The sequence below is a fragment of the Hyphobacterium indicum genome (assembly GCF_003129605.1).
Lineage (GTDB): Bacteria > Pseudomonadota > Alphaproteobacteria > Caulobacterales > Maricaulaceae > Hyphobacterium > Hyphobacterium indicum.
The window spans coordinates 618190-635021 of record NZ_QBDX01000004.1 but is presented as its reverse complement, the minus strand read 5'-3'; the positions used below and the strand labels follow the sequence as shown (position 1 = coordinate 635021).

Annotated in this window: 15 protein-coding genes; 9 read left to right on the top strand and 6 right to left on the bottom strand. The window is 60.1% G+C overall.

Annotation, left to right across the window (positions count from 1 at the left end; translation table 11 throughout):
- The 5 genes from DBR16_RS11035 to DBR16_RS11015 form a co-directional block, all read right to left on the bottom strand.
- Complete coding sequence (locus DBR16_RS11035) at positions 1–393, bottom strand: DUF4345 domain-containing protein (protein ID WP_109261302.1); 393 nt, start codon at positions 391–393, stop codon at positions 1–3.
- Positions 390–1184, bottom strand: a complete 795-nt coding sequence (locus tag DBR16_RS11030; RefSeq protein WP_109261301.1) for an enoyl-CoA hydratase/isomerase family protein — start codon at positions 1182–1184, stop codon at positions 390–392. The genes DBR16_RS11035 and DBR16_RS11030 overlap by 4 nt, the downstream gene beginning before the upstream one ends.
- Positions 1185–1196: 12 nt before the next feature.
- Positions 1197–3788, bottom strand: a complete 2592-nt coding sequence (locus DBR16_RS11025) for a M14 family zinc carboxypeptidase (RefSeq protein WP_109261300.1) — start codon at positions 3786–3788, stop codon at positions 1197–1199.
- Positions 3789–3829: 41 nt separating this feature from the next.
- Positions 3830–4918: an alanine racemase gene (gene alr / locus DBR16_RS11020; RefSeq protein WP_109261299.1), complete on the bottom strand. Its 1089-nt coding sequence runs from the start codon at positions 4916–4918 to the stop codon at positions 3830–3832.
- A gap of 103 nt (positions 4919–5021) precedes the next feature.
- On the bottom strand, positions 5022–6215 hold the full coding sequence (locus DBR16_RS11015; RefSeq protein ID WP_109261298.1) for an acyl-CoA dehydrogenase: 1194 nt from the start codon (positions 6213–6215) through the stop codon (positions 5022–5024).
- Positions 6216–6340: 125 nt separating this feature from the next.
- On the opposite strand from DBR16_RS11015, the gene DBR16_RS11010 reads away from it, so the two are divergent.
- The 9 genes from DBR16_RS11010 to DBR16_RS10970 all read left to right on the top strand — a co-directional run bounded on the left by DBR16_RS11010 (position 6341) and on the right by DBR16_RS10970 (position 15590).
- A complete protein-coding gene (locus DBR16_RS11010; protein ID WP_109261297.1) occupies positions 6341–7816 on the top strand; it encodes a sodium/proline symporter in 1476 nt (491 codons plus the stop codon).
- A 37-nt stretch (positions 7817–7853) separates the two neighbouring features.
- The gene (locus tag DBR16_RS11005) at positions 7854–8258 is read left to right on the top strand and encodes a Fur family transcriptional regulator (RefSeq protein ID WP_109261296.1); all 405 of its coding nucleotides are present in this window, start codon (positions 7854–7856) and stop codon (positions 8256–8258) included.
- 109 nt (positions 8259–8367) lie between these two features.
- Entirely contained in the window at positions 8368–8787 is a 420-nt protein-coding gene (locus tag DBR16_RS11000; protein ID WP_109261295.1) for a rubrerythrin family protein, read from the top strand.
- Between the two features lie 91 nt (positions 8788–8878).
- Positions 8879–10234: a (Fe-S)-binding protein gene (locus DBR16_RS10995; protein ID WP_109261294.1), complete on the top strand. Its 1356-nt coding sequence runs from the start codon at positions 8879–8881 to the stop codon at positions 10232–10234.
- A 13-nt stretch (positions 10235–10247) separates the two neighbouring features.
- A complete protein-coding gene (locus DBR16_RS10990; RefSeq protein ID WP_109261849.1) occupies positions 10248–10865 on the top strand; it encodes a DUF3501 family protein in 618 nt (205 codons plus the stop codon).
- A 78-nt stretch (positions 10866–10943) separates the two neighbouring features.
- Positions 10944–13220, top strand: a complete 2277-nt coding sequence (locus tag DBR16_RS10985) for a bifunctional salicylyl-CoA 5-hydroxylase/oxidoreductase (RefSeq protein WP_109261293.1) — start codon at positions 10944–10946, stop codon at positions 13218–13220.
- Positions 13217–14026 carry an enoyl-CoA hydratase family protein gene (locus DBR16_RS10980; protein WP_109261292.1) on the top strand — a complete coding sequence of 270 codons (810 nt, stop codon included), beginning with the start codon at positions 13217–13219 and terminating at the stop codon, positions 14024–14026. Before DBR16_RS10985 ends, DBR16_RS10980 begins: the two co-directional genes overlap by 4 nt.
- 2 nt (positions 14027–14028) lie before the next feature.
- The gene (locus DBR16_RS10975; RefSeq protein ID WP_109261291.1) at positions 14029–15201 is read left to right on the top strand and encodes an acyl-CoA dehydrogenase family protein; all 1173 of its coding nucleotides are present in this window, start codon (positions 14029–14031) and stop codon (positions 15199–15201) included.
- A complete protein-coding gene (locus DBR16_RS10970; protein ID WP_109261290.1) occupies positions 15198–15590 on the top strand; it encodes a RidA family protein in 393 nt (130 codons plus the stop codon). Before DBR16_RS10975 ends, DBR16_RS10970 begins: the two co-directional genes overlap by 4 nt.
- Here the strand turns inward: DBR16_RS10970 and pcaF are convergent.
- Complete coding sequence (gene pcaF, locus DBR16_RS10965; RefSeq protein WP_109261289.1) at positions 15587–16783, bottom strand: 3-oxoadipyl-CoA thiolase; 1197 nt, start codon at positions 16781–16783, stop codon at positions 15587–15589. The genes DBR16_RS10970 and pcaF overlap by 4 nt on opposite strands.
- Positions 16784–16832 lie beyond the last annotated feature (49 nt).

The window sequence follows — 16832 nt, the reverse complement described above, 5'->3', positions numbered from 1 at the left end:
CTAGTCTCCCTGTCGTGCAGTCTTACGGGCCACGGCGGTCTGCCAGATCATGATCAGGGGAAGAGCGAGCTCGATCCCAATGCCGGCCACCATTTCCGGTGCTGGCGCGCCGACATTCAGGTAGGAATACAACCGCGCCAAACCGCCCAGAAAGATTGCCAGCGTGACAGGGCGAAACAGCCAGACATGGCGGTCGACATTGGGAATGAACCACCAGATGATGGCGGCAAACCCAATATAGAGGCCCGAAAGGTAGCGGAACTGACTGTCGATCTCCGGTGTCACATCGCCCGGAGGCATGAGGCCTGCCGCCCCGAAGAAGACGCCGGTAATCCCGAAATACAGTGGGGCGAGGCTGAAGACAGCGAGGAAAATCTGAAGTCCGCGTTTCATGTCTGGTCCTTTTCTGACCGATTGAAATCCGGCGTGCGTTTTTCGAGGAAAGCACGATAGCCCTCAGCGAAATCGGCGCTGTCGAACGCCTGACGGAAGAGCGCCCGGCTTTCGGGCGTGTCATTCCTGACCCCTCCGGCAATCTGGCCGAGGATCAGCTTGAGGCCATGCAGGCTTTCCGCAGAGCGTGAGGCGATCATATCCGCCATTTCCCCGACCTTGCCCCCGAGCGTCTCTGCCGGGAAACAGGCATTTACAAGGCCTGTTGCGGCCGCTTCATCTGCCGTCAGGTGACGGGCAGAAAACAGCATGTCGCGGGCGACAGCCTGGCCGACTGCATCGACCAGCCGCCGCGTATCATTCAGCGGGTAGAGCAGGCCGAGCTTGGCCGGCGTGATCCCGAATCTGGCTCCATCGGCCGCGTAACGAAGATCGCAGGCCAGCGCGAGTCCGCATCCTGCGCCGATACACGCCCCCTCGATCCGGGCGATGGTGGGCAGCGGAAAGGCGGCGAGCGCATCCAGGGCTGTAGCCACTTCCTGCGAAAAAGCATCGGCGCTTTCCGGCGTGGCATAGATATCGGCAAATTCTGCAATGTCGGCTCCGGAAGCAAAACTTCCACCTTCACCCCGTACAACCAGCACACGCAGGGCAGTATCGGCTCTGGCCTCATCCAGAAGCCCGGGCAGAGCCTGCCACATGGCCCGGGTCAGCGCATTGCGCTTGGCGGGGCGGTTGATGACCAGTTCACCCGTCTGCCCATTGCGGTGAAAAAAGAGCGGCTGATCCATGGTGTCCGCCGATCAGTAGTCGCCACTTGGCGGCGTGATCAGGCGGGAAAAGAAGACCGCATTCATGAACATGCGCTCTGTACCCCGAAAGGTTGCGCGGAAATTGGGATTGTCGGCGAACAATACAATCGTGCCGCGGCCCATACGTTGAGCGATGACCGCCGGTGTGCCGCCGATTTCCTCGCGACGGCGCTCCGAGGCATAGCCTGACAGGAGCGGATCATCGGCATAGCGGACAACGACGGCAAACGGATCCTCCTCCGGCCATTCCAGTGTCTCCACCATGTTGCGGTGCAGGGCGATAAAGCGATCCGGATAGCCAAATCCGATCGGGTGGGTTGGATCAAGATCGCCTTCGAAAATGGCGCCGCCGATAATGTGTTCGGCATCATCCACGGAGAGATCGGCATAATTGCGCCGGTCCGGTCCGCTATCATCGTCCGCGCCGTCCGCGTTCTCCTCGCTGTCCCCCTCGTCCGGCTCGACGCCAAGGAAGACGGACTGCGCCATCAGCGCGGCCTGGCGGCTGGCGATGATCACACCGCCATCCTCGCGCACCCATTGGCGGACACGTTCAGCATCGCTCTCTGACAGGCGGGTATTGCCGCCGCCGACAATCACCAGATGTGTATAGCGCGACCAGTCGAGACCACCGAGCTCGTCCTTGCGCCGCAGAGTGACCGGTATGTGCATGCGATAATCGAGCTGGTGCCAGACCTCGCCGGCATCATAGGAGGACAGGCCATCGTCAAACAGGACGAGTATCTGTGGCTGCTCCACGGAGCGGAACCCACGGCTATCGCCCAGATCGGGCGTATTGCCCGGCGTTGATCCGGACACCACAGCATGAACGGATACACCATCGTCGCGGGCCGCTTCGGCAACCAGTTCGTAAATCCGGTCGGCGGAGACATCCTGGCCCACCAGCGGCACAAAGACGGCCCCCGGTCCGAATGATTGCGGCCCGCCCGTGACCGGAATGGTCACATCCTCGGTAGCGATGCGGACGCGGACCTCATGGTCGAGCAGGCGATACAGGCTGCGCGGGGCATAATAGTCAGACCAACGCAGGACATATCCATAGCTGGAACGTTGCGGCGGCGCTGAACCGGGACGGCGGGGTGCGACTGCTTCGCCAATCAGGTTTGCGGAAAAAGCCCGGCCCAGAGCGGCATATTCGAGATCGTAAGCCAGCGGCAGGGTCCAGCCGGAGACGTCGTAGAAGATGTTTTCCTCGAAGTCGGTAACGCGATCGAACAGGCTCCGGATCATGATATATTGCGGCTGATCGAGGCGGACGATCATGGCTTCGCCAGCGCGGTAGTCGCGGCCACCGGCACTGACATCACGCGCCAGCGCATTTACGGTTATGTCATGCCGGTCCAGCAGATCGACGAAATGGTTGAGCCGTTCCGGATCTCCTTCGGCCGTGAAGACATAGGCACGGTCGGCATCGCGTGCCGCCCGGGCCGCGGCCTCAGCGAAGAACTGGCGCTGATAATCCGCGATGGCCTGCCGCTGCGCCAACGCGCCTTCTATTGTGGTCAGGCTGGTGCGGAAATGCGTACGCACATTCTCGGCATGGCGGACGAGACCACGTTCGGCCTCGATCAAACCGCCGCGCGCGGCTCCGATTTCAAACAGAATGCCGAGTGACCCATTGACCTGCGGGTAGGTTGACCCCTTGCCGACATAGAAATTGTCAAAGCCTTCCGCGGAGGTATAGAGCCGCGCCTCACTGTCGAGAAACCGCACATGGTATTGGGCAATTCCCTCGGTGAGTTCACGCGCGCGCTCGGGAATCAGCGGGTTGCGGCGCAGTGGCTCGCCCGGATGGAAATAGAAAGTGGCTTCGGTCTGCATTTCGTGGAAATCCGCCGAGACCTGCGGCTTCCAGCGATGCCATTGTTCCAGCCAGGCTTGGCTTTCCGGCTGGGTCTGGAGCAGCCATTGGCGGTTCAGGTCAAACCAGTAGTGATTGGTGCGCGCTTCGGTCCAGAGTCTGTGCTGTTCGTGGCCGGGGTCCGTGACCGGGACTTCCGACCCGAATGTCTCGACATGATTGACGCGTCGGGAATGACCATCCGGATTGAAAACCGCGGTTATCAGAATGACGCTGTTGGCCAGCGTTTCCTCAATATCCGTCCCTTGAGCGGCCGCGAGATGGTAGAGTGTGGGAATGGCGGCATCCATGCCGGCACTTTCCGCGCCGTGGACGCCGTAATTCAGCCAGATGATGGCGGGTCCGGTTGCTGCAGCCGATTGCGGGCTCAGCGAGGCCAGGTGCTGCTGGCGTATATCCTCGATGCGGGCGTGATTGTCCGGCGCCGTGACGGTGAAGAAGAGAATCGGTCGATGTTCATGGGAATAGCCGATGGTCTCGACAGAAATGCGGTCCGATTGCCCGGCGATTTCGGTCAGATAGGCGACCATGGCCTCATGCCGTACCGGGCGGTCGCCAACACCGAAACCGAGCCGGTCTTCAGGTGCGGGAATCGATTCGTCATAGGTGACGCCCTCGACCTGGAAATAGGCAATCGGATCGGCCAATGCCGTCCCGCCGAGGCCCAGGATGGCACATATTGCCAGAAGATATTTCTGCATGATTCGTCCCCCACTCTGATGCTGTCAGACTTATCGCGCCGTCAGCGCGAATCCAATGCATTGGCAAATATCCGCTGTGTCCTGCCGCCGATGCGCGTCAATAATTCATAGGCCGAGAGCCCGGCTGATGCCGCCTGGGCATCCACTGTCAGATCCGGGCCATATATTTGCGCCAGTTCATGGACCAGGCTTTCCGGATCGGGATGTGCCGAAATATCGGCGGCCAAAGAGTCCATAGATATACGCCCGATAATGGGCGCTTTTATGCCTCCGAGCCAGATATGCCCCCGGTTTGACAGGCAGCGCGGCACGCCATCCGCATATCCGGCGCCAATGGTTGCGGAACACCCGCCGGACTTTGCGCTATGCGTGCCGCCATAGCCGAAGCTTTCGCCTTCGGAAAAGCGCCGGACCTGCAGTACAGGCGCCTCAAAGCGATAGGGAGTGGCCAGATCTACCCACCTGTCAGAGACAGGTTGCGCGCCATAAAGCGCAAGACCCGGACGTGCGACGTCAAACCGGTATTCCGGCCCGAGAAAACATCCGGCGGAATTCGCGAAGGATTTCGTGATGTCGCCGAATGCAGCAGCGCGTTGAACAAATCGGGACAGCTGAGCCCGGTTTTCCGCCCGCTGTGGCTCGTCAGCGCAGGCAGGGTGGCTCATCAGGTGGATCAGGTTGAGGCCGTCAGTTTTCAATTCCAGGACCGCCGCGTCATGCGAAGCTGGCAGGCCAAGCCGGTTCATACCGGTATCCAGATGCAAGCCAGCAGGTGCGCCCCCGGCCTCCCGTGCCCAGTGACGTGTTTCTTCCAGCGTGTTCAAAACCGGAATGATGCCGGCTTTCAGAAAGGCATCAACCGGATAGAGGCCCGTGCCATTCAGCGTAAACATTGTACCGCCCGCCTGATGGATTTCGGGTGCCAGCTCGAGCGCTTCGGAAAGGTGTGCGAAAAAGAATGTACGGCAGCCCTCTGCCAGCAATCTGCGGCCAATCGCGTTCGCGCCCAGGCCATAGGCGTTGGCTTTTATGACAGCAGCGCATTCTGCCGGAGCCACTGTTTCCTGCAGCAGGCGGTAATTGGCGGCTATGCCATCCAGATCAATGGTGAGGCGGGGTTGCGCAGACATTTGCCGAGTGTTTCAGGCTGCACAGCGGCAAGCAATCGGCAAATCCACCCGGGATGCAAATTCCCGGGCGTGGCAGGCCGTCTGCAAGCCGGTCCGGTCTGCTTCAGGTGAAGGCCTGTATGCCGGTCTGGGCCCGTCCGAGGATGAGCGCATGGATGTCGTGCGTCCCCTCATAGGTGTTCACGGTTTCCAGATTCACGGCGTGGCGCAGGACATGATATTCCTCGGCGATACCATTGCCGCCGTGGATGTCCCGGGCCTCCCGGGCAATCGCGAGGGCCTTGCCGCAATTATTGCGCTTCATCAGGGAGATGGTTTCCGGGATCCACGCGCCTTCATCGAGCTGCCGGCCCAGCCGCCAGGCGCCCATCAGACCGAGCGAAATTTCGGTCTGCATGTCGGCGAGCTTCTTCTGGACAAGCTGGGTGCCGGCAATCGGCTTGCCGAAGACGACACGCTCCAGCGCGTATTCCCGGGCCGCATGCCAGCAAAAGGTTGCGGCGCCCATGGCGCCCCAGGCAATGCCATAGCGCGCCTTGTTGAGACAGGAGAACGGGCCGCGCAGGCCTTTTACATCCGGCATCAGTGCGTCTTCACCGACCTTGCAATCACTCAGGGTGATCGAGCCGGTGATGGAGGCGCGCAGGCTCATCTTGCCTTCGATCTTCGGCGTGTCGAAACCGGGCGTCCCGCGCTCGACGATGAAACCGCGGATGGCGCCATCCAGCTTGGCCCAGACGACGGCGATATCGGCGATCGGCGAATTGGTGATCCACATTTTCGAACCGTTGAGGATGTAGCCATCCGCAACTTTCGTCGCCGTGGTGCGCATGGCACCCGGATCGGATCCGCCATCCGGCTCGGTCAGGCCGAAACAGCCAACCCATTCGCCGGTGGCCAGTTTGGGCAGATATTTCCGCTTCTGTGCCTCGGAGCCGAAAGCGTAGATCGGATACATGACCAGCGATGACTGGACCGACATGGCCGAGCGATAACCGGAATCAACCTTTTCGACTTCATGCGCGATCAGGCCGTAAGCAACATGGTTGAGCCCGGCCCCGCCATATTCCTCCGGCAGGGTGGCGCCCAGAAGTCCCAGCTCGCCCATTTCGGTCATGATGTTGCGGTCGAATTTTTCCTCGCGGGCCGCATCAATGACGCGCGGCATCAGTTTTTCCTGCGCATAGCCCCGCGCGGTTTCCTGAACCATGCGCTCTTCCTCCGTCAGGAGGCCGGTCAGATCCAGCGGGTCTTCCCAGTTGAAACTCTTGGCATCGACGGTCTGGTGCGTGTTCATGGCGGTCGTCCTGTATTCGTCCGGAATATGGAGTGTCTGATGGCATTTTCACGCGCAGGCGTCCATTGGCGAGGGCACTATTCGCATCGGGAATGCCGCGCTAGGGTCGGCGCAGGGGAGACACCATGAACACCGATACGCTGATCATTGTTGTGACACTCATTGTCTACAAGCTGGCGCTGATCGGCATTGGCCTGTGGGCGTCGCGGCGCAACAGGACCGAGGATGATTTCTTCCTGGGCGGCCGCGGTCTCGGGGCCTGGGTGGCCGGGCTATCCTATGCCGCATCGACATCATCAGCGTGGGTGCTTCTGGGCTTTACCGGCTTCGTTTACACCAACGGTCTCAGCGCGCTCTGGATGGTGCCGGGTATTCTGGGTGGATATGTCGTGGTGTGGCAGGTCTTTGGACAACGCCTGCGGGAAGAGACGGTGGCCCGGAATCACATGACGCTGACCGACTTCATGACCGCCGAAACCGGCGGGAGCATGAAAACTGTGATCGCCATGACCAGCGCGATCCTGATCATCTTCTGTTTCATTTTCTATATCGCCGCCCAGTTCGGCGCGGCGGGGGCCGCATTTGAAACCCAGCTCAACCTGCCGCATTTCGAGAGCATTCTGATCGGCGCGGCGGTCATCCTTATCTATGCCCTGCTGGGCGGGTTCTGGGCGGTCAGCGTGACCGATATGCTGCAGGGCGCATTGATGGCTCTGGTCGCAATCCTGTTGCCAGCTGCCGCACTGATCGCGGCCGGCGGTCCGGGCGGTGTGTGGGAGACGCTCGGCACGTCGGCTCCCGAGGGCTATCTGTCCTGGACCGGGCCGCATGCCGGCTTCATCTTCATCGGGTTCGTGCTCGGCATTGCCGCGATCGGACTGGGGCCGTTTGGCCAGCCGCACCTCATCGCCCGGTTGATGGCGGTCAAGAATGAAGTGGCGCGCAAGCAAGGGTTCCGGATCGCCATCGGCTGGGCCGTTATCGTCTATACCGGCATGATTACACTGGCCTTGTCCGGGCGGGCGCTGACGGGCGGGATGGCAGACGGCGAAAGCCTGCTCTATCTGCTGGCCGGCGATCTCTTCCCGGCGATGATCGCTGGCCTGATCATCGCTGCGGTGTTGTCAGCGGTGATGTCGACGGTGGATTCACTGCTGGTTGCGACCTCGGCGGCGGTGGCACACGACATGGGCGTGGCGCGCCAGTTTCCCGGCCGTGAAGTGCTGATCTCGCGCATCGTCATGGCGGTGCTGGTCGCCCTGGCGGTCGTGTTGGCCCTGGCTTTGCCGGCAACCATATTCAGCCGGGTCCTGTTCGCCTGGTCGGCACTCGGGGCCGCATTCGGACCTGTGGTTCTTGTCCGGGTCTTCAAGCGGGAACCAGCCGGATGGGCGATTCTGGCCGCCATTCTCTCCGGTTTTGCGATGACGGTTTTCTTCTATCTTGCCGGTCAGACCGGAGGAGACAGCTGGGCCGGAATGTTGGCGCGTCTGCCGGGCGATCCGTTCGAGCGCATTGTGCCGTGGGTGTTGCCGCTCATCCTGCTGGCCGCAGGGTCGCGTGGCGTGCGTCCGGCCATTAAAACCACGAGTGCGCCATGAGTTGCCGGAAAATCAGACTTCGCCTACACATGGATTGATGGCGGATCCTGTTGCCCTTCTCGAGACGGCTGGCTTGCGTATCACGCAGCCACGAATCCAGATTGCCCGGATGCTGTTTGCAGACGGTCAGGACCGGCATGTCACAGCTGAAAATGTCCACGACCAGCTGGCAAGCGAGGGTGTGACGATCGCACTGGCGACCGTCTACAACACGCTGGGCCATTTCGTGGATGCGGGCCTGTTGCGGCCAATTTCCTCCAGCCGGTCGGAGGCAACGCTGTTCGATACCAACACAGGTCCGCATCATCATTTTCTGAACGAGACGACGGGAAAACTGACGGATATTCCGGCGGGTGCCATTCCGCTGGATCTGCTGCCGCAACCGGCTGATGGCAGCGAAATTGTTTCCTGCGAGCTGGTGATCCGGACCCGCTCCAAATGAGAATAATTCTCATTTTTTAGAATGATTCTAAAATGTTGACTTCGCCTGAGGGGCGATTAGGTTCGGCCTCATATTCATGCCGGATATCCGGTTCACAGGGAGGAAGATCATGTCGCTCAAGGGTTCGAAGACCGAGGAAAACCTCAAGGAAGCATTTGCCGGTGAAAGCCAGGCCAACCGCCGCTATCTCTATTTCGCGCAAAAGGCCGACATTGAAGGCTATAACGATGTGGCATCGGTTTTCCGCTCCACAGCGGAAGGCGAAACCGGCCACGCACACGGTCATCTCGAATATCTCGAAGAAGTCGGTGATCCGGCCACGGGTGAGCCGATCGGCAATACCGAAGCCAATCTGAAATCCGCGATTGCCGGTGAAACGCACGAATACACCGATATGTATCCGGGTATGGCACGCACGGCCCGCGAAGAAGGGTTTGACGAAATCGCTGACTGGTTCGAGACGCTGGCCAAGGCCGAGCGCTCTCACGCCGGAAAATTCCAGAAAACGCTGGACGAACTGGCCAGCTAGGCCACCATTCCGACAGTAATACAATGCGCCCGGGCTGGCCAGACGGCGGGCTCGGGCGTTTTTATTCGGGACAGGCCGGGGAGGCACAGGCTTGAGCGAGACACCGACACAACCGCGCGAAGGATCTCTGGATGCACCGGTCCGGCATCCGGTCGACTGGCAGAACCCGGATTTCTACGATGAAGAAAAATTCGATGCCGAATTCCGGCGTCAGGCAGAAGTCTGTAATTCCTGCCGGCGTTGCTTCAATCTGTGCGACAGCTTCCCGACACTTTTCGATGCGGTCGATGAATCAGAGAGTTTCGAAGTCGACGATCTGACCGCCAATGACATCAAGGCCACGGTCGATGGCTGCACGCTTTGTGACATGTGCTTCCTGACCAAATGCCCCTATGTGCCGCCGCATGAATTCAATATCGATTTCCCCCATCTGATGCTGCGCTATCGTGCCATTCAGCAGGAAAAGGGCGAGATTCCCTTTGCCGACAATCAGCTGGTCAAGACCGACCGCAATGGCACGCTCGCCCGGCCTGTCGCCGGTGTGATCAACTGGGCGACAGACAAGAAGAACACGGGTGTTCGCACGCTGATCAATACGCTGGGTGATATCAGTCCGGACGCCGAGCTGCCGAAATTCAATACCCGCACGCTGACCAGCCGGGCGAAAGCCAAGCGGGACATCAACGCGGATGCACCCGCTTACGGCAAGCGCAAGGTCGCGGTCTATGCGACCTGTTTCGGGGAATACAACAAGCCGGAAATCGGAGAGGCGACCCTCGGCGTGCTGGCAAAGAACGGTATCGACGCAAAGGTGGTCTATCCCGGATGCTGCGGCATGCCCGAGCTGGAACACGGCAATCTGGCAAAAGTCGCGGCCAATGCCCGCAAGGTTGCCAAAGCGCTGCGCCCGCTGGTCGATGACGGCTATACGATCATGGGGCTGGTACCGTCCTGCTCACTCATGCTGAAATTCGAGTGGCCGCTGATTCTCCCGGAGGATGACGACGTCAGGGCGCTGGCAGCCGCGACAATGGATTTTGATCAACTGATCGTCGATGTGGCCAAAACCGAAGGGCTTGCCGAAGGGCTCAAGCCGCTCAAGGGCGGTATAACGCTGCACCTTTCCTGTCATTCACGCGCCCAGAATATCGGCCAGAAATCGACCGAGCTCCTGAAGATGATTCCCAACACCGAGCTCAATGTCATCGAGCGGTGCTCGGGACATGGGGGCACGTGGGGCATCAAGAAGGCCAATCACGACACGGCCATCAAGGTAGGAACGCCGGTTTTCCGCAAGGCACTCGACCATCACAATACCTTTGTGTCGTCGACCTGCCCGCTCTCCTGCGATCACATCAAGACCGGGATCAATACGATTCAGTCTGATTCCGCCCCCGCACGGACCTGGCATCCGATTGAAATCTTTGCGAAAGCCTACGGACTCTAGAAGGACCAGAATGATGGGAAATATCGTCAATCTATCCGAAGCCCGGCTCCGGACCGAGGTGAAGGCCAGCGATCTCATGGACATGGCCGAGTATGGCAAGGTCCGGAAACAGAAACGCGCCGAGCTGGTACCGCACAAGAAATCGCGCCGCGTACCCATCGGGCCGCATGCGACCTTCTATTTCGAGAGCTATGAGACCATGTGGCTTCAGATCCATGAAATGCTCTACATTGAGAAGGGGGGCGCGGAACAGATTCCCGACGAGCTGGCAGCCTACAATCCGTTGATTCCGAAAGGCCGCGACCTGTCAGCGACCCTGATGTTCGAAATCGATGATGAAAAACTGCGCAAGAGCGTGCTCGGCCGGCTGGGCGGTGTCGAGGAGACCATTTTCCTCAAATTCGGGGATCACGAGATTCAGGCCCGCGCGGAAACCGATGTCGACCGGACGACGGCCGAAGGCAAGGCCTCTTCCGTCCAGTTCATCCATTTCGATTTCAGCGATGAACAGGCCGCCGCTTTCAAGGGATTTGAGGGGGACGTCATGCTGGGAATCCGGCATGAGAATTATCCCCATATGACGATGCTCTCGGCTGAAACCAAAGCCACGCTGGCGGCTGACCTGGTCTAGCCAAAACCAGTTCAGGCCTCCCCATTTCCCGCTTTGTGTGATTGTCTGGCGCAGACGGTTTCGGGGAGGCTTCGGTCCATGAAAATTGCCTGCATTGGAGGCGGCCCTGCGGGGCTTTATTTCGCCATCGCGATGAAATTGCGGGACCCGTTCTGCGAGATCGATATCTATGAGCGCAATGCGCCGGGCGATACGTTCGGCTGGGGCGTGGTCTTCTCCGATCAGACGATGGCCAATCTGTCGGCAACCGATCCGCAAAGCGCCAAATCCATCGCCGACTCGCTGGCTCACTGGGACGATATCGATGTCCATTTCAAAGGCACGGTCGAAAGCTCGGGCGGCCACGGATTCTGCGGCATTGGCCGCAAGCGCCTGTTAAGCATCCTGCAGGAAAGAGCGGCCGAACTCGGCGTCAACCTGCATTTTGAAGCCGAGATCGACCCGGCGAACCTGCCCCCTGCGGATATCGTGATTGCGGCGGACGGGATCAATTCCCGCATCCGCGAACAATATGCCGATGTGTTCAAGCCTGACATTGATGTGCGGGCCAACAAATTTGTCTGGCTTGGCACGAAGAAGGTTTTTGATGCCTTCACCTTTGCCTTCAAGGAAACCGAACATGGCTGGGTATGGGCGCATGCCTACCGTTTTGATGATGACCTCTCGACCTTCATTGTCGAATGTTCGGAAGAAACCTGGCGCGGGCTGGGTTTTGACCAGATGGATCAGGACGAGACCTGCCGGGCCTGTGAGGCCCTGTTTGCGGACCAGCTCAATGGCAACGCCCTGATGAGCAATGCGCGGCATCTGCGCGGCTCAGCCTGGCTCAATTTCCGGCGTGTCCTGTGTGAAAGCTGGACGCACAAGAATATCATCCTGCTCGGCGATGCAGCCCATACGGCGCATTTTTCCATCGGCTCCGGCACCAAGCTGGCGTTCGAGGATGCGATCATGCTGGCCGAGGTGCTGACCTCTACGACCAAGCCGGTCGAGGAGGGGCTGAAAGACTATCAGGACGTGCGCACGGTCGAAGTGCTGAAACTGCAATCGGCGGCCCGCAATTCGACCGAATGGTTCGAAACGCTGGAGCGCTATCTCGATTTCGAGCCGATCCAGTTTGCCTATTCACTGCTGACTCGCTCGCAGCGCATCAGTCATGAAAACCTGCGCGAACGCGATCCGAAATGGATGGCGCGCATGGAGGACTGGTTTGCGAAGAAGCACGGCGTATCGGTGCGGCCGCCGATGTTCGTGCCCTATGCCCTGCGCGGGATGGAGCTCAAGAACCGCGTCGTGGTTTCGCCGATGTGCATGTATTCGAGTGAAGATGGGCTGATCAATGATTTCCATTTCGTCCATTATGGATCGCGCGCCATGGGCGGGGCCGGACTGATCTATACCGAAATGACAAATGTTGCTGCCGATGCGCGGATTTCACCGGGATGCGCAGGCATCTATACGGATGAGCATGTCGCGGCCTGGAAGCGGGTTGTTGATCATGTGCATGCCAATAATGCAAAGATGGCCATCCAGATCGGGCATGCGGGCCGCAAGGGTGCTACGAAGCTGTCCTGGGAAGGCAATAACGAGCCGCTTGAACATGGCAGCTGGGAGCTGATCGGGCCGTCTCCCATTCCCTGGTCAGAGAATAACCAGATTCCGCGCGAGATGACCCGCGAGGATATGGACCGGGTGAAGGATGAATTCGTCACGGCGACGAAGCGGGCGCTGGAGGCGGGATTCGACATGGTCGAGATGCACGGCGCGCATGGCTATCTCTTCTCCTCCTTCATCACGCCGGTTTCGAACCAACGCACGGACGAGTATGGCGGCTCGCTTGAAAACCGGCTGCGCTATCCGCTGGAAGTGTTCACCGCCATGCGCGCGGTCTGGCCGGCGGACCGGCCGATGGCCGTGCGCCTGTCGGCAACGGACTGGGTGGGTGCAGACGGCATTACCCCGGACGATACGGTGCAGGTGGCAGAGGCCTTTGCCAAGGCTGGTGCCGATCTGATCGATGTTTCTGCGGGGCAGACAACGCCGGCGGGCGAGCCTGTCTATGGCCGCATGTTCCAGACGCCGTTTTCCGATCAGATCCGCAATACCTTGCATTGTTCCACCATGGCGGTCGGCAATATCTATGAGGTCGATCACGTCAATTCGATTCTCGCTGCGGGCCGGGCCGATCTGGTGGCGCTGGCGCGGCCCCATCTCTCCGATCCCTACTGGACGCTGCGCGCGGCGGCGGAGCTGGGCTATCGTGGTGTGGACGTTCCGAACCAGTATATTGCCGGTCATGTGCAGCTGGCGCGCAATCTGAAACGTGCCGCGGAAATGCAGGAGATGAAGGTATGAATCCCGCCACGCACAATCCGGAACATTTCCTGTGGTCGTTTGATAATGGCGTCGGGACGGTCACGCTGAACCGGCCCGAGAAGAAAAACCCCCTGACATTTGAAAGCTATACCGAGCTGCGTGAATTCTTCCGTGCGCTGGTTTATGCGCCGGACGTCAAGGCCATCATCCTGACCGGCTCTGGCGGGAATTTCTGTTCCGGCGGCGATGTGCGGGAGATCATCGGGCCGCTGACCGAAATGGACATGCCGCAACTCCTGGAATTCACCCGGATGACCGGTGATCTGGTGAAGGCCATCCGGCATTGCCCGCAACCGGTCATTGCCGCGGTCGACGGGGTCTGTGTCGGGGCCGGGGCGATCCTTGCCATGGCATCGGATCTGCGCATCGCCACACCGGACGCCAAAACCGCCTTCCTGTTCAACCGGGTTGGACTGGCCGGATGTGATATGGGTGCTTGCGCCATTCTGCCCCGCATTATCGGGCAGGGACGGGCCAGCGAATTGCTGTTCTTTGGCCGTTCCATGAGCGCTGAAGAAGGCCAAAGCTGGGGTTTCTGGAATGCGCTGGTGGCTGCCAATGAGTTGATAAACGAGGCCGGGAAGTGGGCTGAGCGGATTGCCACCGGACCGACTTTTGCCAATGGGATCACCAAGACCCAGCTGAATGCGGAATGGGATATGGGGATCGATCAGGCGATCGAGGCCGAAGCGCAGGCACAGGCCATCTGTATGCAGACCGAGGATTTCCGCCGTGCCTACCGGGCCTTCATCGCGAAAGAGAAGCCTGTCTTCGAGGGAAATTGACCATGGCGGACCGGACGTTTCTGGACTGGCCCTTCTTCGAGGATCGGCATCGCGATCTGGCTCATGCCGCCCGCGGCTGGTGTGCTGCAGAGATCGGGACAAGCGGCTTTTCCGAACATACCGATATTGATGAGGATTGCCGGATGCTGGCCCGGAAAATGGGTGAGGCTGGCTGGCTGAAAAATTGCGTACCCGGCGAATACGGCGGAACCAACGCGACACTGGATCTCCGTTCGCTCTGCCTCATGCGCGAGACGCTGGGCTATCATTCGGGGCTCGCCGATTTCGTCTTCGCCATGCAGGGGCTGGGGTCGGGAACGATTTCTCTTTTTGGCTCTCATGAGCAGAAAGACGAGTGGCTGCCGAAAGTCGCGTCCGGCGAGACGCTGGCCGCTTTTGCCCTGACCGAACCGGCAGCAGGATCGGACGTTGCCTCGCTGGCCATGAGTGCGACACGCGATAGCGATAGCTACATTCTCAATGGCGAAAAGACCTATATTTCCAATGGCGGGATTGCCGGTTTCTATGTCGTCTTTGCCCGGACCGGCGAGGCGGGTGCGCGCGGTATTTCCGCCTTTGTCGTTCCAGCGGATACGCCCGGCCTGTCGGTTGCCGAACGGATCGAGGTGATCGCCCCGCACCCGCTGGCGCGGCTGAAATTCGAGGATTGCCGCATCCCGGCTTCGGCGCTGATCGGGGAGGAAAATGCCGGGTTCAAATATGCGATGGGAACGCTGGATGTGTTCCGCTCTACAGTCGCTGCGGCTGCGCTGGGCTTTGCCCGACGGGCGATGGATGAAGCCCGGTCGCGGGCGCAGTCGCGAGAGTTGTTCGGTGCCACGCTGTCCGACATGCCGGTCGTGCAATCGCAACTGGCCGAGATGGCGATTGATATCGATGCCAGCGCCTTGCTGATCTATCGTGGGGCCTGGATGAAAGATTCAGGCGTTGGCCGGATATCGCGCGAAGCGGCGATGTCCAAATTCTACGCGACGGAAACTGCACAACAAACGATCGACAAGGCAGTACAGATTTTCGGTGGGCAGGGCGTCACCAAAGGTTCGGTTCCCGAAGCGCTCTATCGCGATATCCGGGCTTTGCGGATCTATGAAGGGGCATCGGAAGTGCAAAAACTGATCATTGCCCGCCACATCCTGTCGGAGACGGCCTCATGAAAGTGCTCAATCCGGAAAACTGGCCGCGCCCGAAAGGCTATTCCAACGGGATCGAGGCGACAGGCCGGCAGATCTTCGTCGCCGGCCAGATCGGTTGGGACGAGACAGAGACGATCGTCTCGGGTGATTTCGCCGATCAGTTCGAACAGGTCCTGAAAAACACGCTCGCGGTGCTGGCTGAAGCCGGGGCCGGGCCGGAGCATATCGCACGCATGACCGGCTATATCACCGACCGGCAGGCCTATCTGGATGCCGCGCCGAAACTTGGCGCGATCTGGAAAAAGCTGATGGGGAAAAATTATCCTGTCATGGCCTTTGTTATCGTCGCCGGGCTCATTGAGCCGCGTGCGCTGATCGAGATCGAGACGACAGCGGTGATGCCGGACTAAACCCGCTCCAGCACCATGGCCGCGCCCTGGCCGACGCCGACACAGAGGGTGACGAGGGCATAGCGCCCGCCCGTTTCCTTCAATCGATGTGCGGCTGTGAGCACGAGCCGAGCACCGCTCATGCCGAGGGGATGACCCAGAGCAATCGCTCCGCCCCAGGCATTCAATCGCTGATCATCATCGGCGATGCTCCAGCTGCGCGTGCAGGCCAGAACCTGTGCCGCGAACGCCTCGTTGAGCTCGATCACGTCCATGTCGCTCAGAGTCAGACCCGCCAGCGCAAGCGCCTTCCGGGTTGCCGGGACCGGACCGATGCCCATGGTGCGCGGCGGCACACCTGCCGTGGCATAGGAAACGATCCGCGCGAGTGGTTCGAGGCCGATCCTCTTGCCTGCGGCTTCATCCCCTATGATCAGAGCTGCCGATCCGTCATTCACACCCGACGCATTCCCGGCGGTCACGCTGCCACCCTCCCGGAAAGCGGCGGGCAGTTTCGCAAGACTCTCCGTGGTGACGTCCGGACGCGGGTGTTCATCCTCGCTCGCGATAACCGGATCACCCTTGCGCCGGGGACTGGCGACTGGCGTAATCTGATCTTCAAGCTGAGGCGCGGCTGCACTTGCCAATGCTTGCGACCGGGCGGCAAACGCGTCCTGGTCCTCGCGGGAAATGTTGAATTCCTCCGCCAGATTTTCGGCGGTTTCCCCCATGGAGTCGACACCGTAGAGCCGCTCGATCCCGGGATTCACAAAGCGCCAGCCGATCGTTGTGTCTTCCAGTTTTGCCGATCGCGAAAAACCGGTATCGGCCTTGGCCATGACAAAAGGCGCACGCGTCATGCTCTCCACGCCGCCAGCAACAATACAAGATAGCCCCCCACTCCGTATACGGAATGAAGCCTGGGCCACTGCTTCGAGCCCGCTGGCGCAGAGCCGGTTCACAGTCACACCGGGCACGGTCTCGCCAAGACCCGACAGGAGCACGGCCATTCGGGCGACATTGCGATTGTCCTCACCGGACTGGTTAGCGCAGCCCAGAACGACTTCCTCGACGACTTCCGGCAGCTCCGGATGGCGTTCGGCCAAGGCCCGTATCGGCAATGCCGCAAGGTCGTCCGTGCGGACAGATGACAAGCCTCCGGCATATTTGCCGATGGGCGTTCGCAGGCCAGTGTAGAGAAAAGCTTCCGTCATGGGGGTGTCCTCGTGCACAATAACCGCAATGACAGCGCGGCGACTCGAA